This is a genomic window from Psychrobacter sp. Rd 27.2 (assembly GCF_001921755.1).
Taxonomy (GTDB): domain Bacteria; phylum Pseudomonadota; class Gammaproteobacteria; order Pseudomonadales; family Moraxellaceae; genus Psychrobacter; species Psychrobacter celer.
In genome coordinates this window covers 193,354-215,325 of the sequence record NZ_MRYB01000002.1, presented here as the reverse complement: position 1 = coordinate 215,325, position 21,972 = coordinate 193,354, and the positions used below count along the sequence as shown (strand labels likewise).

13 protein-coding genes are annotated in these 21,972 nt (G+C 47.9%); 2 read left to right on the top strand and 11 right to left on the bottom strand.

Going from position 1 to position 21,972, the window contains the following annotated elements; genetic code table 11:
- Positions 1 to 94: 94 nt before the first annotated feature.
- A complete protein-coding gene (locus BTV99_RS03175) occupies positions 95 to 2,242 on the top strand; it encodes a heavy metal translocating P-type ATPase (protein WP_075100914.1) in 2,148 nt (715 codons plus the stop codon).
- 215 nt (positions 2,243 to 2,457) lie between these two features.
- Here the strand turns inward: BTV99_RS03175 and BTV99_RS03170 are convergent, their stop codons facing one another.
- The 8 genes from BTV99_RS03170 to BTV99_RS03135 all read right to left on the bottom strand — a co-directional run bounded on the left by BTV99_RS03170 (position 2,458) and on the right by BTV99_RS03135 (position 16,918).
- Entirely contained in the window at positions 2,458 to 4,923 is a 2,466-nt protein-coding gene (locus BTV99_RS03170; RefSeq protein ID WP_075100913.1) for a site-specific recombinase, read from the bottom strand.
- 381 nt (positions 4,924 to 5,304) lie between these two features.
- The gene (locus BTV99_RS03165) at positions 5,305 to 7,089 is read right to left on the bottom strand and encodes an acyl-CoA dehydrogenase C-terminal domain-containing protein (RefSeq protein WP_075100912.1); all 1,785 of its coding nucleotides are present in this window, start codon (positions 7,087 to 7,089) and stop codon (positions 5,305 to 5,307) included.
- A gap of 271 nt (positions 7,090 to 7,360) precedes the next feature.
- On the bottom strand, positions 7,361 to 9,154 hold the full coding sequence (locus BTV99_RS03160) for an acyl-CoA dehydrogenase C-terminal domain-containing protein (protein WP_075100911.1): 1,794 nt from the start codon (positions 9,152 to 9,154) through the stop codon (positions 7,361 to 7,363).
- A 387-nt stretch (positions 9,155 to 9,541) separates the two neighbouring features.
- Positions 9,542 to 11,257, bottom strand: a complete 1,716-nt coding sequence (locus BTV99_RS03155; protein WP_256713716.1) for a bifunctional diguanylate cyclase/phosphodiesterase — start codon at positions 11,255 to 11,257, stop codon at positions 9,542 to 9,544.
- Between the two features lie 72 nt (positions 11,258 to 11,329).
- Positions 11,330 to 12,184, bottom strand: coding sequence for a 16S rRNA (uracil(1498)-N(3))-methyltransferase (locus tag BTV99_RS03150; RefSeq protein ID WP_075100909.1), 855 nt, complete (start codon positions 12,182 to 12,184; stop codon positions 11,330 to 11,332).
- 157 nt (positions 12,185 to 12,341) lie between these two features.
- Positions 12,342 to 13,190, bottom strand: a complete 849-nt coding sequence (locus BTV99_RS03145) for a methylenetetrahydrofolate reductase (protein ID WP_075100908.1) — start codon at positions 13,188 to 13,190, stop codon at positions 12,342 to 12,344.
- A gap of 11 nt (positions 13,191 to 13,201) precedes the next feature.
- The gene (gene ahcY / locus BTV99_RS03140; protein WP_075100907.1) at positions 13,202 to 14,626 is read right to left on the bottom strand and encodes an adenosylhomocysteinase; all 1,425 of its coding nucleotides are present in this window, start codon (positions 14,624 to 14,626) and stop codon (positions 13,202 to 13,204) included.
- Between the two features lie 327 nt (positions 14,627 to 14,953).
- The gene (locus tag BTV99_RS03135) at positions 14,954 to 16,918 is read right to left on the bottom strand and encodes a TonB-dependent receptor (RefSeq protein WP_075100906.1); all 1,965 of its coding nucleotides are present in this window, start codon (positions 16,916 to 16,918) and stop codon (positions 14,954 to 14,956) included.
- Positions 16,919 to 17,345: 427 nt separating this feature from the next.
- On the opposite strand from BTV99_RS03135, the gene BTV99_RS03130 reads away from it, so the two are divergent.
- Positions 17,346 to 19,274 (top strand): mechanosensitive ion channel domain-containing protein, encoded by a 1,929-nt coding sequence (locus tag BTV99_RS03130; RefSeq protein WP_372046405.1) that lies wholly within the window; start codon positions 17,346 to 17,348, stop codon positions 19,272 to 19,274.
- Positions 19,275 to 19,481: 207 nt separating this feature from the next.
- Here the strand turns inward: BTV99_RS03130 and BTV99_RS03125 are convergent, their stop codons facing one another.
- From BTV99_RS03125 to trpC, 3 genes are all read right to left on the bottom strand, one after another.
- On the bottom strand, positions 19,482 to 20,114 hold the full coding sequence (locus BTV99_RS03125) for a DNA-3-methyladenine glycosylase (protein WP_075100905.1): 633 nt from the start codon (positions 20,112 to 20,114) through the stop codon (positions 19,482 to 19,484).
- A gap of 131 nt (positions 20,115 to 20,245) precedes the next feature.
- Complete coding sequence (locus tag BTV99_RS03120) at positions 20,246 to 20,977, bottom strand: Smr/MutS family protein (RefSeq protein ID WP_075100904.1); 732 nt, start codon at positions 20,975 to 20,977, stop codon at positions 20,246 to 20,248.
- A gap of 70 nt (positions 20,978 to 21,047) precedes the next feature.
- A complete protein-coding gene (gene trpC / locus BTV99_RS03115) occupies positions 21,048 to 21,917 on the bottom strand; it encodes an indole-3-glycerol phosphate synthase TrpC (protein WP_075100903.1) in 870 nt (289 codons plus the stop codon).
- Between the last annotated feature and the right edge of the window lie 55 nt (positions 21,918 to 21,972).

Sequence of the window (21,972 nt, the reverse complement as noted above, 5' to 3'; positions counted from 1 at the left end):
TGACTCTAAAGCCACTATAGGGTTCATAATAGATTTATTAAAAAATGCTTATAGCAGCACAAGTTATCAGGACAACGCATTAGGAAAAATAATTATGCAATATCATATTGAAGGTATGGACTGTGCCAGCTGCGTCGGTAAAATCGAAACGGCGCTCGCTCGTATGCCTGACATCTCTGATGTACAGCTTAACTTTGCCACCGAAAAGTTAACGCTAACACTGGATCCTAATGGGGAGACGCAATTTAGTGACATCGAAAAAACCATTAAGCGCCTCGGATTTGGTATATCTGCCATAACGGATCAGGCAACCGATCTAAGTAGCGAGAGTTCATCCGCTACAGAGCAGCCACATTGGTGGCAAAGCCGCAAGGGTAAGCAGGTCATTGGTCTTGGCGTGTTGATGAGCGCCGCTTACGCGCTATCGGTGGTTTTTCCTGATTATGGCATGTGGGCATTTGCTGTTGCCGTCATTGTGGGCGTGCTTCCTTTTGCTCGTAAAGCCTTTGCCTTAGCGATGACTGGTACGCCTTTTTCGATTGAGATGCTGATGTCAGTTGCGGCTATTGGTGCGCTTATTATTGGTGAGCCTGAAGAAGCAGCAGCAGTGGTATTCTTATTTTCAGTCGGCGAGCTGCTAGAGAGCGTGGCTGCTGATCGCGCGCGTGCTGGCATTAGGGCTTTGGCGGCACTGGTGCCAAAGACTGCGATTTTACTTGACGCACAAGGCGGGCAGCGCGATGTACCGGCGTCTTCACTACAAATCGATGATTTGGTGCTGGTACGCCCGGGCGATAAGGTATCTGCTGACGGCATTATTATGCAGGGCGCATCTAGCCTTGATGAGTCGCCCATCACCGGCGAGTCTATCCCCGTTGCCAAAACAGTAGGCGACAAGGTGTTTGCAGGTGCCATCAATATGGAGGGCGCGCTGCACATACGCGTAGAAAAAACAGCGGCTGACAATACCATTGCACGAATCATTGAGCTAGTGGAGCAGGCGCAAGCCTCCAAAGCGCCCACTGCACGTTTTATCGAAAAGTTTAGCCGCTACTACACGCCAGCAGTGATGGCGATTGCCGCTTTAGTTATTATTATTCCGCCGTTAGTGATGGGCGGGGAGTGGGCAACTTGGTTATATCGCGGTTTGGCACTATTGCTCATCGCCTGTCCATGCGCCCTCGTCCTATCCACACCGGCCGCTATCGCATCGGGTCTGGCTGTTGGTACGCGCCGCGGCCTGCTGATTAAAGGTGGGAGCGCGTTAGAAACCATTGGTCGCGTCAATACGGTTGCTTTTGACAAGACAGGTACGTTAACGGAAGGCAAACCCCGCGTGACCGATGTTGTCACTTTTGCCCAGCAGTATATGGATGCTCAAGATAAAAATGCGATATTAGCGCTGTTTGCCAGTGTTGAGTCCGCCTCTAACCATCCGCTTGCAAAAGCCATTATCGATCACGCCAAAGCGGCCAATATTGCCATACCAGTAGCGTCTAAGGCTCATGCGACTGCAGGTAAAGCTGTGCATGCAACAGTAGCTGGACGCTCTTTAACCATCGGCTCTCCTGTATATGCCGCCGACCAAACCTCAATAACCGCCAAACAAAATGCCCAAATCGAAGCACTACAAAATGAAGGAAAAACAGTGTCGGTGCTGTTTGATGAGCAAAACCGTGAGGTGCTTGGGCTAATCGCGCTACGAGACGAGTTGCGGGACGACGCCAAAGAAGGCGTAGCACAGCTTCATACAATGGGAATTCGCTCCATTATGCTGACGGGTGACAACCGCCTTACTGCTCAAGCGCTTGCTAGTCATTTAGATATAGAGTGGCAAGCTGAGCTGTTGCCCGAAGATAAGCTGCGTTTGATAGACGAGATGAAGACTAAAACCCAAATAGCGATGATTGGTGATGGTATCAATGATGCGCCAGCGTTAGCGACGGCCGATGTCGGTATCGCGATGGGCGGTGGTACTGACGTCGCGATTGAAACGGCTGACGTCGCCTTATTAAAAAGTCGCGTAACCGACGTCGCTCATCTGATTGCATTGTCGCGGGCAACCTTATCCAATATTCATCAAAACGTGATTTTTGCGCTGGGCCTAAAAGCAGTGTTTTTAATCACCACGATATTCGGTATCACTGGTCTATGGATCGCGGTATTGGCTGATACTGGCGCAACCGTGCTGGTTACGCTTAATGCTTTACGTTTGATGCGTTTTAAAAACGCCCACCAGTAAATACCCTTAACACAACAAGATATTGAATACCTGTAATGCTTATATAAACCCCAGTTCGGAATAAGTATAGTCGATGCACTCTAAAAAGAATATAGCGCTACTGGGATGAATTTTGCGCAGCCTCTAGGAGCGCAGCACGCAAGTAAAATTTATACCAGTAGCGCGTTTAAACTTATATAACAGTTTTATTTTCAATTGATTATAAAGTGCCCGTATTAACTGGGCAGTTTTGGTGGTTTTTTCGGTTTTGGCAGTGGGGTTTTGGCATCGCCTGCAGGCTTGCTATCAGGGGCGCTCATGCTTTGGTCAGCACCAGTTTGGTCAGTATGACGGCGCTGGTTTTGCGCGCTACTATCAGCTGACAGATTGTTGGTTTTGCCGTATTGAATATCATTGGCGTACGGTACACTGTTTAGCTCTTCATCGACGAGGCCGTCATCTAAGTCGATGACTTTTTTTGGTGGTGCATGTGGCTGTATATGATCGCCTTTTGGTTGATTGGCGTAGTATATGTCGGTGCTGGTCTGCGCATTTTGCGCCCCTGCCTGTTTGGACTCAGGCAGTATTCTGACATCGGATAGACGGCGTACTACATAGTTACTTGGGAGGGGTTTACCGCTTTTTTGTGCCGAGGTGTCATCAAATATCATGTGTCCTTGACTATCGATACGCGCATATTTCATGGGCTTGTCACGCGGCCAAAAAAAGTCAGAAGGATGACTGATGATGTGACCAAACACCAATTTGGTCAAACGGCCCCATTCAAAGAAACGTACTTCTTTGGAGCGTAGCGCGACAAACAGCGCCAGAGAAAAACTGACCATCAGGTTGACGATGCCAATTAGCGCCACTCCTAGGATCGACAATAAAATCACGCTCCAGCTGATTTGGTCGGCGGAGATATTAAATAATCCATGCGCTAGGTTGGCTGAGGCAAAGGCGATATGACGGATGTCAATCGGTAGCCCAAAGATAAAGCCGATGGTCGCCGTACTGCCCAAAAACACACCGAACAAAAAGTTGCCCATGATAGCGCCGAGGTTGGCCTCGACAAAACCGCCCAGCCGCTGGAGCCAAGATTTGGGCAGTACGTATTGCAAGAGTCGATGCCGCTGGATACGCGCCCCGACATGGTTATAAACCGCCAAATTATCGTAATAGCCTGCAATCAGACCTGATAAGAATAAATAAACCCCAGCGATGGCAGCATGAGGCAGAGCCAATGAGCGAAAAGGGTCAAGGTCGTGCAGGAGGTGCTCAGCCTTGGTGGTGTCGATCATCGGTGCGCCTGTGTACTGTAGCCATGCAAACGAGATAATCAAAGCAACTGGGATAGCCAGCATGACGTTACCCATGATAGCGATAAACTGCGTGCGCAAAATGTCGACCACCAGCTCTGAGAGCTTGGTCAATTGCCGTGATTTTTTGCCCGAGCCGTCCGATATCGTTGAAGCGATGGCCGCAGCAGTCATGGCCGGCTGCTTGGTGGCGACTGTGCCGCGAATGACATGAATGAATACAAAACCCAAGCCATAAATCATACTATTAACAAACGCGCGTCCCATTGGCGCTAAGGCCAATTGATAGGCCAGTATCTTGATGGTAGCCATAAAGGCAATGACAAAACCACCGATAGAGGCCTTTTTAAACATTTTTTGATAGCCAGCTTTATCGGTACTGATATAGTGCTCACCAACGCGGCTGGCGTTTTCTGTGACTTTGCGCGATAGCAGTTTGGTATTATTGTCAATCAAATAGCCAATACTATAGCGGCGATTGGCCGTGGTAATTAGCGTCTGCACCAGCTCAATCACCGCATGATCTCGCTTTTGATGATCATCGGTCACAAGCTCGGTCAAGATGCGCATGCGCTGCAGGCTTTGATCAAGGCGCAGCATCATGTTGGTCAGACGAATAGAGATACCTGTTTTATAAATGCGCTTACGTACGGTGGCGACGATGCCTTCGCACTGCTCAAGCATGACCAGCAAGGGCGCTGGGTCTACGGCTTTTTCGGGTGTGATGTCTGTCAGCGTATCTAGCTCGTGGGCTTGGCGATACTGATTGACAAACAGCACGGCTTCTTGGTTTTGGGCGACAAAAGACGCAGAGTAGTTGAGTATCTGAGGATACGACTCCATCAGATCGGGATGCAAGCCAATGCCGCTAATACGGTACGATAAGATAATAATGGCGTTTAATATATTGTTTTTGGCGGTAGCGACTAGGTCCAGATGCTGCTCATTGACTTTTAATAGCTCGACCAGCGCATCCCACTTGTCGCGCTCGATGTTGGCCAGCCAGCGTTCATCAGAGCGCTTATTAAATAAATAACCCACCAGTTCAACGACGGAGTCTTCTTGCGGCAATAAAGGCAAAAACCGATGCCCAATCAGCCGGCGCAGACTGTTAAAAAACCCTTGATCCGACATGATGCCTGTGTCGGTGTATAGCGCAATTTGTCGATACTCGATAATGAGCTTTAACACAAAGCTGGCCAGCCCATCTGCATACTCTGGATGCTGACGTAAGATGTTGATTAGTGATTGAATGTTTTGATTGGCTAGGGCAGGCTCTCTATCACTGACGCGCAGCTCATTTATCAAGCGCTTGAGCACCACCGGATCGGGCACATCACTGAGCGCAGTAATCTGTTGCAAAATGCGTTTTAGTTCTGACACGTTGCGTCCTTTATTATGAGAGGATTTATTATAAGCGGTTTTTATTATTTAAGAGTCATCACAGTTGCTGGGCGACCAACGAGCGGCACACCATCAGACAAGTATCCTGCGTTATTTTAATCATAACGATAGTTCGGTGGTGAATTATTTTGTTAGCAGTTATTTTTACTAGGGCGTATCCTAAATACAATCGACAGTCACCTAAATGGACTAAAATGGCTAAATATTGTCAAACGGCGTCAAATCACTCACGAATACATTGATACCCATAGATATTCATAGCATAGACCTATAACACTGACCAAATGATTTGGGCAAAAAAAGGGACAGTCACCGAACTGTCCCTTTTTTTATATATTTTAATGTACCAATCGCGACCGATTAGTTGGCAGGTACATCGAAATAATCAAGATCAAAGTTCATCATTGGGTCACTACCAGCTTTGACCATCTGTGCATGCGCATTGATACGTGGCAAGATACGGCCAACGAAATAATCAGCAAGCTTGGCTTTGTTGGTGTAGAACTCACCCTCTTTGCCATTAGCGGCCTCGACCATCAAGGCAAACATATACGAGTAGGCAAGGTAACCAAAGGCATGCATATAGTCAACCGCGCAGCCGTTGATTTCGCTCTTACGCTCGCTGATATTGCTCAGCACTGTGGTGGTCAGCTCTTCGATGGTGTCAGCTGCATCTAGGGTGGCCTGCTTGATGCCATGATCGGCCTGCATGTTGTTGACAAAATCACGAATCTCACCTAAGAAATGAGTGACATATTTGCCGTTATTTTTTGCCACTTTACGACCGAGTAGGTCAAGCGCTTGAATACCGTTGGTGCCTTCATAGATCTGCGCGATACGAGTATCACGGACGATTTGCTCCATGCCCCATTCGCGGATATAGCCATGACCACCAAATACTTGCTGGCAATCAACCGTGGCTTCTAGTGCTTTGTCGGTTAAGAAGGCTTTGGCAACTGGCGTCAGTAGGGCAACACGTGCAGCAGCGGCTTGAGCGGCCTCTGGGTCAGTACTAAACTTTTCTTCGTCAAGGTTTTTGGCGACATACATGGCAAAGCAGCGTGACGCTTCGGTGTTGGCTTTGGCATTTAGCAGCATGCGGCGCACATCAGCATGATGGATGATGGCATCGGCAGGTTTTTCTGGGCTTTGGATTTGGGTGTCACTGCGACCCTGACCACGGTCATTGGCGTATAATGCTGCGTTTTGATAAGCCAGCTCAGAGCCACCAAGGCCTTGCAGACCCATGGTCACACGCTCATAGTTCATCATGATAAACATAGAAGATAAGCCGGTATTTTCTGCGCCCACCATCCAGCCTTTGGCGTTATCAAAGTTCATCACGCAAGTCGCTGAGGCTTTAATACCCATCTTGTGCTCGATAGAGCCAACCGCCAAGGTGTTGCGCTCACCCAAGCTACCATCTTCATTGACCAAAAATTTTGGCACGACAAATAATGAAATGCCTTTTGAGCCTTCTGGCGCATTGGGGGTTTTTGCCAATACCAAATGAATGATATTGTCAGTGAGGTCATGCTCACCACCAGTGATAAAGATTTTGGTACCAGAGATATTGTAGCTACCATCATCGTTTGGCACGGCTTTGGTTTTGATGATGCCGAGGTCAGTACCTGCATGTGGCTCAGTCAAGCACATGGTGCCCGACCATTCGCCGTTATACATTTTTTCTAGATAGGTTTGTTTTTGCTCTTCAGACGCCGCCGCGTTGAGGCAAAGCGTCGCGCCAACCGTTAGGTTAGGGTAGAGGGCAAAGGATTGGTTGGCGGTAAATACCATCTCTTCGGTCAGCATGGTGACCATCTTTGGAAAACCTTGACCGCCGTATTCAGCATTACCACTCAAGCCTACCCAGCCTGATTCGGCATACTGCTTATAAGCTTCTTTAAAACCAGTAGGCGTGGTGACAACGCCATCACCCTCAAAGGTTGCGCCTTCTTCATCACCGCTACGGTTGATAGGCAACAAAACGTTTTTTGACAGCTTTGCCATTTCTTCTAAAATCATATCGACGGTTTCCATATCGACATGAGCTAGGTTTTCGTTATTTTGCCAAAACTCAGGCGCGTTAAATACATCGTTTAAGATAAAGCGCATGTCATTAAGAGGGGCATTATAAACAGCCATAAACATTCCTTTGGTTCAAATAAATAAAAGTTGGAGCGATGAAAATAAGAAGTGCCAAACGTATGGATTGCTTTTTGAGGTCATCTGCGCGACTCATAATCAAAGCAACGGCTAAGCAAAGTTTAACAAATAAGCCTATGAGCGGGTGTGTTTCTTCGTGAATTATGCGTACACTAAAATATAATTGACCAACAAAATCGGCAACACACCTTGGTATGTTGCCGATATAAGTATAGTGTGCTGTCGTCAAAATACTAGTGCAAAAACACTATTAAAACGCAAATTGATCCACATCCATGGTCATATACGGCTCAACACCTGTGCTGATACGCTGTACATGCGTGGTGGTACGCGGCAATAATTTTGCAAAGTAGAATTGCGCAGTTTTGACTTTGGCATCATAGAAGGCTTTTTCGCCAGTACCGTCTGCCAGTGCCGTCTGCGCGACCAAGGCCATACGCGCCCATAAGTAAGCTAGGGTCACATAACCGCTAAAGTATAAGTAGTCAACAGCCGCACCGCCAACTGCATCTGGGTTTTCAGTTGCTTGCATACCGATGCGTGCAGTCAAGTCGCCCCATTCTTTGACGTGTTTGGCAAGTGGGCGGATGAACTGACCCATCTCGTCATTGTCTTTGTGCTCTTGGCAGAAAGTCTGGATGATGTTGACAAAGTTGGCAAGCATTTTACCTTGTGAGCCCAATACTTTACGGCCGAGTAGATCGAGTGCTTGGATTTCGGTGGTGCCTTCGTATAAGCAAGCGATACGCGTGTCACGGACGTTTTGCTCCATGCCCCATTCACTGATAAAGCCGTGACCACCATAGACCTGTACGCCATGGTTAGCCGCTTCTAGGCCAGTTTCGGTCAAGAACGCTTTAGCAATCGGCGTCAACAGTGACAGCATTTGGTCGGCGAATTTTAGATCATCGCCTTCGCCTTTTGCCACAGTATCCGCAAAGTGTGAGAGGTAATAAACCAGCGCACGACCGCCTTCAGCAAAGGCTTTTTCGGTCAACAGCATGTTGCGCACCGCTGGATGAACGATGATTGGGTCAGCGACTTTTTCTGGCGCTTTGGCACCTGATAGTGAGCGCATCGCTAGGCGGTCTTTGGCATAGGTCAATGAGCCTTGGAACGCATATTCTGCTGCGGTCAAGCCTTGGACTGCCGTACCGATACGAGCGACGTTCATAAAGGTAAACATGCACTGTAGACCGCGGTTTTCTGGGCCAATCAAGTAGCCTTTTGCACCATCAAAGTTCATCACGCAAGTCGCTGAGGCTTTGATGCCCATTTTGTGCTCGATAGAGCCGCAGACGACGTTGTTGTTTTCGCCAAGGCTGTTGTCTTCGTTGACCAATACTTTAGGTACGATAAACAGTGAGATGCCTTTGGTGCCAGCAGGCGCGCCTGGTAGACGGGCTAGAACGATATGAATGATGTTGTCGGTGAGGTCGTGCTCGCCTGCTGAGATGAAGATTTTTTGACCGGTGATGCTATAAGTACCGTCATCATTTGGCTCAGCTTTGGTACGGATAATACCCAAGTCAGAGCCTGCGTGGGCTTCTGTCAAGCACATGGTGCCTGACCATTCGCCGGTGACCATTTTTTCTAGGTAAGTTTGTTTTTGCTCATCAGTGCCGTGGTGCTCGATGGTTTGAATCGCGCCATGCGATAGGCCAGGATACATAGAAAATGACCAGTTCGCCGTACCGACCATCTCATTGATGACCGTTGATAGTGAGAACGGCATATTTTGACCACCAAACTCTTCTTCAGCTGATAGCGCTGGGAAGCCAAGCTCACAGTACTGCTTATAAGCTTCTTTAAAGCCTTTTGGTGTGGTCACAGTACCGTTGTCAAACTGGCAGCCTTCTGCATCGCCGCTTTGATTCAAAGGTGATAGCTCGTTTTCGGCAAAGCTTGCCGCCATTTCAAACAGGCTATCCATCAACTCACGATCAGCCTCTTGAAATGCAGGCAACGTTTTGTAGTGGCTTTCACTATCGAGTAGTTCATGCATCACGAATTGAATGTCACGTAAGGGCGCTTTGTATTGCATAACTTCCTGTCCTTTTTAACATGTCAGCAGGCACAGTCTATAGACTACGGTAGTCGGTAGGCTCGCTATAGTAAGTTGACAAGCACAAATAAATAATAGGCTGCCATACAGATAGACTACGTGCGCGATGACATAAAATGGTATTGAAAAGAATGGTGATTGTCAGAGTCGGTTTGAGACTTAATATATTCCAACAAATTCACTATAAAAGATAGGCGTTCATCAGCGATTATACAAGTTTGGTGACAGCACTGATAAGTCATGAACCTGCCTTGCATCGGTTATGCAATCAACGTTAGACGCAAAAGACACAGAGCAATAACCGTATGAAAAGACTGATGTTACCGATACGATAAAATCAATCATAGCCGCCGGTATTTGCTGATATTATTTGGTGGTTGACTGTTTGATGAGCATGTCGGTGGCGACCTCGGCGGGCACGGGTTTTCCAAACCAATAGCCTTGACCATACTGGCAGCCCATCGCCAGCAACCGATCGCGCTGCGCCTCAGTCTCAATTCCTTCGGCGACCACTTGCATATCTAACGCCGCGGCCAAGTCTAAGATGGCTTTGACAATGGCATGCTGGGTGCGATCCGACTCAATGTTTGAGATAAAGCTTTTATCGACTTTGATAAAATCAAACGGGTATTCTTGTAAATAACTCAAGGATGCATAGCCGGTGCCAAAGTCGTCTAAGGCAATACAAATACCCAGATCTTTTAGCAGAGCTAGTTGTTTTTTGACATTGTCATGGCGCTGTATCAAAGACGACTCGGTGACTTCGATATGTAGCTGATGGGCCGAGATGCCGTACTCTACCAGCAGACTACTGACCATCTCAAAAAAATCAGGGTGGCTAAATTCGGCAGCATCCGCGTTGATACAAATATGCTGATGAAACCCTTGCTGCTGCCAAATGGCCAATTGCGCCGCGATTTTTATCGCCATTTGAGAAAACAGCTCAAACGAGAGCTTATGAGTGAGGATGGCGTTGATAAAATGCGCAGGTTTGAGAAGGCCGCGGGTGGGGTGTTGCCAGCGTACCAACGCTTCAAAGCCGGTAATACGACCCGTCGTCAAGTCGAATTTTGGCTGATAATAGGGAATAAACTGGCCTGCGGTGGTGGCCTCTCTTAACTCAGCCTCTAACTGTAAACTGCCAGCGGTGGCTTCTTCGATCGCCGCATTGTACCAGCAGATATCGTCGCCGCCTTGCTGCTTGACATAATGCAAGGCTTTTTCAGCTTTGGTCAAAAGCCCTGTCAGCTCGGTGTCGTTTTGTGGAAAATAGCTGACACCGACGGAGATATGACAATAGATATTGGCGTCGGTTTTGGTGTCCTTATCGATCGAAAAAGGCCGCTCACACATCTGCATGAGCTTATCTAACTGATGGCGCACCATATTGGCATCATGACACTCAAATAACAGTGCAAAATCATCGCCGCCAAAGTGCGAAAAGCAGCGCAAACAGCCCAGCTCTAGCGCCTTGAGACGAGCCACAAAGCTTTTGATTAAATGATTGATACCATCAGGCCCCAATAGGCTCGCAAGACTACGATACCGATCGATATTGAGACGGACGATGATTACTTCTTGATAGCTGTCGAGCAGCAAATCACTGGTCTGGCTCAAAAAAACCTTACGGTTGGGCAGGCCGGTCAGCTGATCGTAATTGAGCAGATGGGTCAGCTGTTTTCGGTCTTTGGCCACAGAAGACATATCGCGAATCAGACCGATATAATACGTCTTGGCCTCTATGGCCACCTTGCGATACGTGATATGGCACTGTAGTATCTCACCATAACGGTTGGCCATCGAAAAATCACTTTCATAAAAGCCGCTATTATCAAGCTGGTTGGTGATTTGCGCCAAAACGCCTCTTTCTTCCTCTGACAAAAAATCAGCGGCATAAACCCCAAGTGGCCGACCCAGTAAAAAAGACTCGCTATAGCCGATGATAAGCTCATAACTGGCATTGACCGACAAATAGCGTAGGTTTTCATCTAAAATGAAAATAGCATCATCGCATTGCTCACACAGTTTGGTCAGCAGTAGCTGCTTGTCGGCAATGGGGATGGGAGCAAAAGTAGTCATCATCGAACTCATCATGGCAAAGGTGAATAATCAGTTGGTTTGTCATTATAACAATGAGCGAGCCGAGTGCTTGTATTATAAAGCCAACGCGTGCAAAGTCGCCAAAGCCACCACGGGCGCTGTTTCGGTGCGCAGTACCCTTGCGCCAATTTGCCAAGGTGCAAAGTCTGCATTCGCCGCCCGCTTGCACTCCTCATCGCTAAGACCGCCTTCAGGGCCAATGAGCAACTCAATATAAGGCGCCGCTTGTCTTAGTACTGGCAATAACGCCTCTGGCATCGCAGGTTGTCCTGCTGCTGGCACGCTGAGCTGCAAACGCAAATCGGCTGGCTGCTGTAGGGCTTGGTAGTAATGGTCTTGGCTTAGCTCGGCGACCAAAGGGCTGACGGCAAGGTGTGGCGCGCTACGCGACGGCTGTGTCAGCCAATCAGTGATAGACATCGGTGTAAGGATGAGGGGCGGACGGTTGAGTCCACACTGCTCACAGGCCGCTATTGCCACTTGCTGCCAGTGCGCCAGTTTTTTCTCTACTTGCGCAGGTTTTAGATTGACCTCACCATGATGGCTGGTGAGTAATTGAATCGCCGTCACCCCAAGCTCGGTGGACTTTTGAATAGCGTAATCCATACGCTCGCCGCGGCTCATCACCAGACCAATCTGGCTGAGGATAGGCGCTGTACGCTCATCTGTGCTGTGAGCCAACACCGCCACCGTGGCGTGTTTTTTGCTGATCGTTTGTAGCTGTACGTGATACTCGCCGCCAAAACCATCAAACAACACCCCTTCATCGCCGATATTTGCGCGTAGTACGCGGCACCAGTGATGAACGATAATGTCGGTCAATTCGATGCTGGCACCGATCGCAACCGTGCTCAATGGCGGGTAGGGCGTGTCCTTAGTGTTACTACTGGCATAAAAAAAACGTCGCACAGTCGGTTCATCCTTTGGTTGAACAATAATCTGTCTTAGTATCTTAGCAGACTATTGGTGAAGTGAGGAGGGGAGATAAAAACGCGATGACAAAAAAAGCTTGCAACAAAAAACTGGCGCTCCTAAGAACGCCAGTTTTTATTACTATATAAGTAGTCTAAGCGCTAAGACCCAGTGCTTCAACCAAGCGTTTGTTTGGCTCGACTTTATTCATACTATAAAAATGCATGGCAGGAGCCCCTTCACTCATCAAGCGCTCACACAGACGATAGACGACCTCAAAACCAAACTCGCGAATGGCGCTGCGATCATCACCAAAATCCGCCAAGCGTTTACGCACATAACGCGGAATATCAGCGCCGCAGCTATCAGCAAAGCGTACTAAGTTGCTGGAGTTGGTGATTGGCATGATACCAGCGATTAATGGCTGTGCGACCGTGTCGATACCGCGCTTTTCTAACGTATCACGCAAGTACAAGTAGCTATCAGCATTATAAAAAAACTGAGTAATCGCCGCGTTGGCACCTGCTTGGTACTTGTTGACTAAGTTGTCGACATCAAACTCAAAGCTACGCGCTTGCGGATGCATCTCAGGGTAGGCGGCGACCTCGATACGAAAGTGCTCGCCTGAATGCTCACGAATGAACTTGACCAAATCTAATGCAAATGGCAGCTCACCCATACCGACCTGACCTGAGGGCAAATCACCGCGCAGCGCCACCAGACGCTTGATGCCCAGTGCTTTATAGTGATCGAGTAGGCCTGCGATTTCAACCTTATCATCACCGATACACGACATGTGCGGCGCAATATCAGTATCGCCGCGCGCACATAAGGTCTGTACGATGTCGAGAGTACGGCTACGTGTCGAGCCACCCGCACCGTAAGTCACTGAAAAGTAGCTTGGTGCCAGTTTGTTTAGCTCGTCATAGGTGTTTAGTAGCTTTTGACCCCCTTGCTCAGTTTTGGCAGGGAAAAATTCAAAAGAAAAAGCAGGCTTGCTCACAGTCGCGCTCCTTAGTATTTATAAGCGTCAGGCTTAAACGGGCCTTCGACAGGGACGCCTAGATACTCGGCTTGCTTTTCGGTCAGCTTCGTCAAGGTACCGTTAAAGCCTGCAACCATCGCTGCTGCGACTTCTTCGTCGAGTTTTTTCGGTAGTACTTTGACGTACAAGTTGTCTGCGCGTGCATCCATTGGCAAATCAGCGAATTTCTCTTCAAACAAGTACATTTGCGCCAAGACTTGGTTGGCAAATGAGCCGTCCATCACGCGCGATGGGTGACCGGTTGCGTTACCTAGGTTCACTAAGCGACCTTCGGCAAGTAAAATCAAATAGTCGTTTTCGTCATCTGAGCGGAACACTTGATGCACTTGTGGTTTGATCTCAACCCAGCGCCAGTTGTCACGCATAAATTGCGTGTCGATTTCGGTGTCGAAGTGACCGATATTACAGACGACCGCACCAGGTTTCAATGCTGCGAGCATATGTCTGTCACAGACATGATAGTTACCTGTCGTTGTGACGATCAAATCAGTGTCTGCTAGCAAACGCTTGTTGATGCTGTCTGCGCCGCCAGTATTGTCGCCATCGATGTACGGAGACAATACTTCATAGCCGTCCATACAAGCCTGCATCGCACAGATAGGATCGACTTCTGAGACACGTACGATCATGCCTTCTTGGCGTAGGCTTTGGGTTGAGCCTTTGCCCACATCACCATAACCGATGACTAGCGCCCGGCGACCAGCAAGGAACATATCGGTTGCGCGTTTGATGGCGTCATTTAGGCTATGACGGCAGCCGTATTTGTTGTCATTTTTTGATTTGGTCACCGCGTCGTTGACGTTGATCGCTGGTACTTTTAGCGTACCTTTGCCTAGCATCTCGATCAAACGATGCACACCTGTGGTGGTCTCTTCTGAGATACCATGGATGCTATCGAGCATCTGTGGGTATTCATTGTGAATCAATGCAGTAAGGTCGCCGCCATCATCTAAGATCAAGTTGGCATCCCAAAGCTCGCCTGATGCTTCGCCGCCGACATGTACTTGTTGACGGAGGCACCACTCGTACTCTTCTTCGGTTTCGCCTTTCCAAGCAAACACAGGAATGCCAGCCGCTGCGATTGCTGCCGCTGCGTGGTCTTGGGTCGAAAAGATATTACATGAGGTCCAGCGTACTTCCGCACCTAGCGCAACGAGTGTTTCGATAAGCACTGCGGTCTGAATGGTCATGTGGATACAGCCGGCGATTTTGGCACCTTTGAGTGGCTGCTCGTCTTGATAGCGACGACGTAGACCCATCAATGCAGGCATTTCAGCTTCGGCAAGGGTGATTTCGCGGCGACCGTAGTCAGCCAGGCTGATGTCAGCGACTTTATAGTCAGTAAAGGAAGGGTCGATGGTATGGGCAGATGGGGTGGTAGACACTGCGTCCATAATATGCTCCTATCAGTGGTCAATGATTGATAAAAAGAATAAAAACGCAGGTGCCGTTATTTGCGCTGTTAATAAGCAAAAAATGCTGCAAACAGTTAACCGAGCCTAACATAATGCTTGATGTGCCTAGCGATAAAGCCTAGATGCAGTGATCGATGATTATGGCGCAACACCTCTCGGGAGGGTTATTGTAATAGATGATTCTGTGATTGTCACCTATTGGCTGCGGAAAATCGTAAGTGCTGTCGTCATAAAAAAAGGCCACCGCTGGGTGACCTTGCTTTGTTTATAATTTAAGTTTCGTATCAGTATTAGTACCAATCGTAATTAGTACCAATCGTAGGTAAGTGAGCCGAAGTAGCTGGTGCCTTCTGTGGCGTATTCATTACCGAATTGGCTGGCGAGGGTATAATCCTCATCAGTAATATTGTCGACCCGCAAGTTAGCACGAAGATTAGGAGTGATATAAACAGCGCCGCTCAAATTCAGCAAGGTATAGCTATCAAGCTTATTGTTTTCGGCCGTGACTCTATCATCAGTATGTTTGGCTTCGAGGCGAACATCGAACATCGGTTGCTGATAGCCCACATAAACCATGCCGCTGTTTTTAGGACGATAGGCAAGCTGTTGATTATAGCTTGCGCTATTTGCCGTTTTGTCTTTGGCATCCAAGTAGTCATAACCGAGACCAAATATAAAGGCATTCATATTCCAGTCGGAGGTCAGGCTCAACCCCTTGATTTTCGCTTCACTGATATTTGCTGCACTAGAAATCAGGTCTTCTGCATCGGTGTAATAGCCTGTCAATCGTGACGTTTGGGCATCATTTACGTATTCAACAAATACTTCAGTGTTCTTTGTTCTTTCGGGTTTTAGGTTGGGGTTGCTAAAACCAGGCCAGTATAAATCATTAAAGGTTGGCGCGCGAAATCCGGTCGCATAGTTGGCACCGATTCGCATGCCAGCCAATGAGCGTATCGCCGCTCCTAAATTGTAGGTGCTTTCATGACCATACTGCGAGTTGTCATCCACGCGGTAGTTGGCTTGCACGTCATAATAAGTGTCTGCCAGCTGATAACCAACAAAGGCACTTTTGACCGTTCTGTCCTCAGGGTTATAAGGGGTTTGCACAGCTGGATCAGGATAACCTGAAAAATCTAAAACATCTGAGGCGTCTAGCTGTTGTGACAACCATTCTGCGCCAACAATCACAGTACCAGGTTGCGCGTTGATACTGGTCCCTAAACGTGCTTGCTCTTGGGTGGTGTCGTACTGACTGCCTTTTTGATAATCAATAGAGTTGGCGTCATGAGTAGTCGATTTGTCGATACTTTGACCGTAGCTAAGTTTGCTGACTGTTGAAGGCGTTTTGTATTGAAGATAAGCATTGGCACTGCCGTTTTTTTGGTCTGAATAGGCATTTGGAAAGGCGTTGCCTGCTGAGTCAATATCAGTGGTAGAGTCGGTATACAAGGCACTTATTCCCGCGCTTAGCGAGTCTGATAGCTTATGCTGCAATGCTAGACTGGCATTGGTAGATTTAAAGCCATCATCGTCCGCGTTATAGTCAGCCGAGCTGCTATTGGCAATGGCGTTAAAGCCATCTGTTTCGTTACGACTGACACCCAAGCTCAAGGATGACGTGTCATTTTTCAGCTGACCTGTGATGCCGACTTGGTAGTGATTGTTACTACCATAACCCACAGTTGTAGAAACATTGGATTGCTCTACGTTATTGCCTTTGGTAAAAATTTGGATAACGCCGCCCATGGCGTCAGAGCCGTAGATGCTAGAGCCTGACGCACCATACAAAACTTCGATGCGGTCGATTTGGTCTGCGGCCAACAAGTTCAGAGATGGGCTACCTAAAGAGATAGAGCCATAGCGTATCCCATCGATAATCACCAAGACTTGCTTGCTATCAAAGCCGCGCATATAAAAATTACTGGCTGTACCCATGCCGCCACTTTGTGTGATATTAATACCAGGTTGATTCTTTAATACATCGACCACGGTCTGACCCTGATAACGCTGTAGCGCTTCACTATCGATCACACGAGTCTGAGCGATGACGTTACTGGTCTTGGTCGGCGTACGCGTGGCGGTGACGACGATTTTATCGAGCTCAACTTGTGGTAGTGTACGATCATCAGTGGCCGGTGAGGTATTGACTGCCGCTGGATCATTGCTAGCGGGCGTCGCCGCCGTGGCAGCCTGCATGGTAAATAAGCCTAAGGCACTTAAAATACTCAAACGAAGATAAGTACGTGAAGATGAACGCGATAAAGACATAGCCAGTTCCAAAAGAATGATATAAAAGAGGTAGAGATAACGGTTTTGACGTTAATACAGGCAAAGGTGACAAAAAGCAAAAAATTACAAAAAGAAATAAATAAGCAAAACTGCGCTCATTATCTACAAAAACTGGCCATTTATAAACCACTTTAACCTAATCTTTCCTCAAGGTAGGTTGAATGACGCTCATGGTCGGAGCGGTAAAGCAAAGCGCCTAAATAAATCTGACGGCAGCCATCTACAAAAACATGCAATCAAAAGCACTGTTGTGATAAATAATTGTTATGATAGTAAGGGTTTTATCTGCCCTTTTTGTGCCACTTATCAAGCTAAGAGGTTTGTTTTGTCTATTAAGCACCATCTGACTTTTCGTCAGGCTCCAGATGTATTGTCTACCAGCCTAAAAACCCCGTTTATCACTGTGATGTTTTTGCTCATTATGGCGATGAGCGTGCTGCTGCCCACCGTGTCCTTTGCTGCAGAAACAACAACGCTTGGCGTAAATGGCACGACTGGCAGTGAAGGGTCGGCGAGCACGCCTATACCAGATTCGTTTGGACGCGACACGCCGCGCCATACGGTACAAGGGTTTATTAAGGCGCTGGGCGAAAACGACTACCTGCTGGCGAGCAATTATCTTAATTTGTCTAAGTCGGACAATCCTACCACGGTCGTGCGCCAGTTTAAGCAAGCATTAGACGCTGGCGGCCGTTTTCAGCCTGATTTGCAGATAAACAATACCCTAGAAGGCAATTTGACCGATCAGCTGCCGCCGAGCCAAGAAAACGTCGGGGTCATCAATGTCGGAGAAACAAGCGTCCCGTTGGTGCTTGAGAGAGTGCTGTCTAAGCAAGGCGAACAGTATTGGCAGTTCTCTAGTGAGACGCTCAGCTCGGTACCCGAAGTGATAGAAAACACCGAGCCGACATTGGTGTCTCGCTATACATTTGACTCATTGGAAGGCAAAAAGCTGTTTGGCTATCAGATGGCAGACTTAGTGGCGGCGCTGACGATGATTGTCAGTAGTTTTGTCTTTACTTATATTTTAGTCTGGCTACTGTATCATCTTCTGCGAATCGCCTATCCGCGAGTACGCGGCGTCCCGCTACCTTTGCCAAACAAAGTGATACTGCCACTGTCTGTGGTCATTATGGTGCTGATACTGTCTGAGGTGATGGTCTATGCTGGCGTCTCGGTGACGCTGCGAGAGCCGGTCAATCGTTTTGCTGATATCGCCTCGTGGTTGGCGTTGACTTGGTTATTACTGCGCGTCATTGATGCGATATTTACCCGCGCGGTCAATTTAAGCTATAAGAAAAACTATACCGAGCGTGTCTCTATCTTAGGGCTGCTACGAAAAGTTGTCAAAGCGTTGCTGCTCATCTTTGCGGTGATTGTCATCTTTGGCAATTTAGGGTTTGACTTGACCACAGGGATTGCCGCACTAGGGGTCGGTGGTCTGGCATTGGCGCTTGGTGCGCAAAAGACCATCGAAAACCTCGTCGGTAGTGTGGTGGTGGTCGCAGATTCTCCCGTACGCATAGGGGACTATTGTAAATTTGGCACGTATGAAGGCACGGTCATCGATATCGGTATTCGCTCATCACGCGTGCGCACCTTGACGCGTACCATCGTCACTGTGCCAAACGGTGATTTTTCTTCGATGCAAATCGAAAACTTTACCTCGCGTGATATGTTTCGGTTTTTTCATCAGCTGTATATTAAGCGTACCGCTGATATCGATGTGGTCTTTAAGATGGTCAAAGACTTAGATGAGTTTTTAAATGAGCATTATTTGACCAACCAAGAATGGAATCAGGTCAATATCTTAGAGCTGCGCCAAGATTGCTATGTGATTCAGCTGCAAGCCTATATCAACGCCAATAACGTGATGGAGTTTTATGATAAGCAAAACGTCGTGTTCGTTGATATATTAACTCAGGTCAAAAAATACGACGTCGAGCACGCACTGCCTACGCAGCAGCTGATAGTCAATCAAACCGATGTTGCGTCGTCTAAAGCAAACAGCGAGCAAAAATCTGATAATGACGAGTCTGCAGGTGACGCGTCAAAAGATGACGACATGGCCAATAGGGCAGATGGTAGCGCCAAGCCTGCTCGCGACGACATGGATAAAAAACAAGATGAACATCATGATGATGCCCACAACATAGATCTGGATAAAGACCATAGAGCCAGCAAAGATAAAAAGACTGCCGCGTCGCCTGACGCCACGGCGATCAAAAAACAACATGGCATCAAGGCGCTCAGAGAAAAAGGCCGTGCGCTAAAAAAGAGGAAGTTTAAGCACACCAAACGCAAGTTTGGCTTGTCAATATGGAACCAGCCCTAAAAAGACAGCCATATAAGGCGTGGCATTGCTATAGAAACTATAATCGTTATAGTCGATTCTAAATAAAATAGATACATTGTATGTCAACGTGGGACTGGTATAAATTTTTCTTGCGTGCTGTGCCTACGCCGACAGATGCTGCGTAAAATTCATCCCAGTCCCACTGTATCGTTTTTATACTGAAATCACTATATCAATCATGGGTTCTTAGATAGGCACAGCGGTCTTATTACGCAGCTGCCCGTAATACGACCAAAGCAATAGGCTGGCTGTGCTACGGTACGGTGACCAATGCTGCGTTAGAGAGTGGAGTCGTTTTGGGGTAGGACGCTCAGGCAAGTCCAGCAGTGTCATGGCGGCAACTTTGATCGCCAAGTCATCAACAGCGAGGATGTCAGCGCGCTGTAAAGAAAACAATAAGTACATCTCAGCCGTCCAGCGCCCGATACCTGTGACGGTGGTTAGGATGTTTATCACTTCCTCATCTGGTAGGGTTTTTAGGCTAGCAAAGTCTATATCATGCGCAACCAAAGAGCGAATATAGCGAATTTTTTGTTTAGATAAGCCTTGGGCTCTGAGCGCGTCATCGCTTGCGTGCTGAATCATGCTAGGAGTGGTCAAGCCGGTATCAAGCAAACGCTGCCAAATACTGGTTGCCGCAGCGACAGACAACTGCTGGCCGACCATCGCTCGCATCAATTGCATAAAGCCGCCAGTATTGTGCCGCAGACTCGGTAAGCCCACTTGCTCGTAGACCGGCGCAAATCTCGGCTCGATTGCTATCAACGCATCGATATGTGCTGCTAGCTGCTCAGGGGTATCAAGGGTCTGTATGCTCATCGTTATTTACTCTCATCGAAGTTATAAGGCGCACTATCTTCTAAAAAGCACATAATCCTATATTCTAAAACCACATCATCTATAAAAAAAGACTGCTTATTGGGCAGTCTTTTTTTGCTTTGCTGTAAGGTTTATTCACCCGCGCCTTTTGATTTTTTTAGCAGTACTAGTACCGCACCATTGCCGCCATCTTTTGGCGAGGCCGAGCAAAACGCCAATACTTCAGGCAGTTGACGGAGCCAGCCATTCACACAGGTTTTTAGGATGGCCTCAGAGCCTTTGCCATGGACGATTTTGACCACAGTTTCGTTGTTGGCTTTGGCTTGGCTGAGTAGTTGGGTCATCGCAGCGCGGGCTTCTTCGATGGTACAGCCATGGATGTCTACGGCATCATACCAGCGCAGTTTGCCTTTTTTTAGTTGATCAAATATTTTGTTTTGTAGGGTTGGCTGTTTGTACGATAAGTACGCTTCGCTTGCCACAGGGTTGAGCAAGGCTTGCATGTCTGATAAGCCGGCGCTTAGATCACCACTTTCACTGCCTTGCGCAGCGGCACGTTTTGATAAAGTCGTGGCATCAGGTTTGCCAGCTTTAGTGCTGGTGACAGGGGAGCGCACGTTTTTGTCTTCGAGCTGAGTGACGCCATGCATTGCTTGCATAAACAGCACTTTGTCGTCGTCGATATGCTCACTGTCTAGTTGTTTGACCGTTTTTTTGACTTGTTTTTGTGTCGGCAGCGATACAGGCTCAGTCGGCTTTTGGTTTTCGCCCTCAGGTGAGTTGGTATCACGGCCTTTGCTCAGCTGGCCTTTTAGCTCTTTAAGCTGATCTTGCATTTCTTTAGAAAATAGAGAATTTGACATAACAGTTAAGGTATCGTTGGTTGATGAAAAGGTAGTTGGGTAATGTGTGCTGTGGCATTTTTTAGTTACTTTACGCGTCTGCTGCGACGCCTGCAAGTAAGGATTGTAACGCTTGTCCAGGATGCTCGGTTTTCATAAATTGCTCACCGATCAAAAAGTGCTGAATATCGTTGTTTAGCATCAGGCGAATATCAGCACTGCTATGAATCCCACTTTCAGTCACGATAAGTGGCTGTTGTGCGCGGCTGTCGGCGTCAGCGGCCAATGATTTGATTAAAGTGTTTTTTAACTCAAGCGTGGTCTGTAGATCGACATCGAATGTATTTAAATCGCGATTATTGATGCCATAGATGTTGTGGACACTACGAGGCAGCTGGAGGGCGCGCTCAAGCTCGGTTTTGGTATGGACTTCAATCAACACGTCCATACCCAGATCGATACTCAGCGCATGCAGCTGCTGTGCTTGCGCATCATCAAGACACGCCATAATCAATAAGATACAGTCTGCACCCAGCAAGTAGGATTGATAAATCTGATACACATCGACCATAAAGTCTTTACGCAGTAGCGGCAGAGTGGCGGCATTGGCCGCTGCCTCAAGGTAACTATCCTCTCCCTGAAAGTACTCGCGATCTGTGAGGACAGACAGACAACTGGCACCCGCCTGCTCATATTGCTGGGCGAACAATGCGGGGGCAAAGTTATGATTGATGATGCCTTTAGAAGGCGAGGCTTTTTTAATCTCGGCGATGATACCGATGCCGCTCTCGCTGGTGCTGGCCGCTCGTAGTGCCTGAGCAAAGCCGCGCCGCGGCTGCTGATTGGCCAGCACCTTGGCTTTTAAGTCATCTAGAGATAGCGCCTCACGAGCCGCTTTTACCTCAAGGTGTTTGGTCGCAACGATGCGCTGTAATACTGAAGGTATGTCTGTATGGGTCATGCTAGTGTCCGAATGTGTCTAAAGGTAAAAGGGCAAAAGTCAGTGGGCGATGGCT

What these genes read in the sequence shown, in the direction of transcription:
- BTV99_RS03135 (WP_075100906.1), bottom strand. Translation starts at nt 16,918, where the DNA reads ATGTCTTTATCGCGTTCATCTTCACGTACTTATCTTCGTTTGAGTATT.
- trpC (WP_075100903.1), bottom strand. Translation starts at nt 21,917, where the DNA reads ATGACCCATACAGACATACCTTCAGTATTACAGCGCATCGTTGCGACC.
- ahcY (WP_075100907.1), bottom strand. Translation starts at nt 14,626, where the DNA reads ATGGACGCAGTGTCTACCACCCCATCTGCCCATACCATCGACCCTTCC.
- BTV99_RS03155 (WP_256713716.1), bottom strand. Translation starts at nt 11,257, where the DNA reads ATGATGACTACTTTTGCTCCCATCCCCATTGCCGACAAGCAGCTACTG.
- BTV99_RS03130 (WP_372046405.1), top strand. Translation starts at nt 17,346, where the DNA reads ATGTTTTTGCTCATTATGGCGATGAGCGTGCTGCTGCCCACCGTGTCC.
- BTV99_RS03125 (WP_075100905.1), bottom strand. Translation starts at nt 20,114, where the DNA reads ATGAGCATACAGACCCTTGATACCCCTGAGCAGCTAGCAGCACATATC.
- BTV99_RS03120 (WP_075100904.1), bottom strand. Translation starts at nt 20,977, where the DNA reads ATGTCAAATTCTCTATTTTCTAAAGAAATGCAAGATCAGCTTAAAGAG.
- BTV99_RS03175 (WP_075100914.1), top strand. Translation starts at nt 95, where the DNA reads ATGCAATATCATATTGAAGGTATGGACTGTGCCAGCTGCGTCGGTAAA.
- BTV99_RS03165 (WP_075100912.1), bottom strand. Translation starts at nt 7,089, where the DNA reads ATGGCTGTTTATAATGCCCCTCTTAATGACATGCGCTTTATCTTAAAC.
- BTV99_RS03160 (WP_075100911.1), bottom strand. Translation starts at nt 9,154, where the DNA reads ATGCAATACAAAGCGCCCTTACGTGACATTCAATTCGTGATGCATGAA.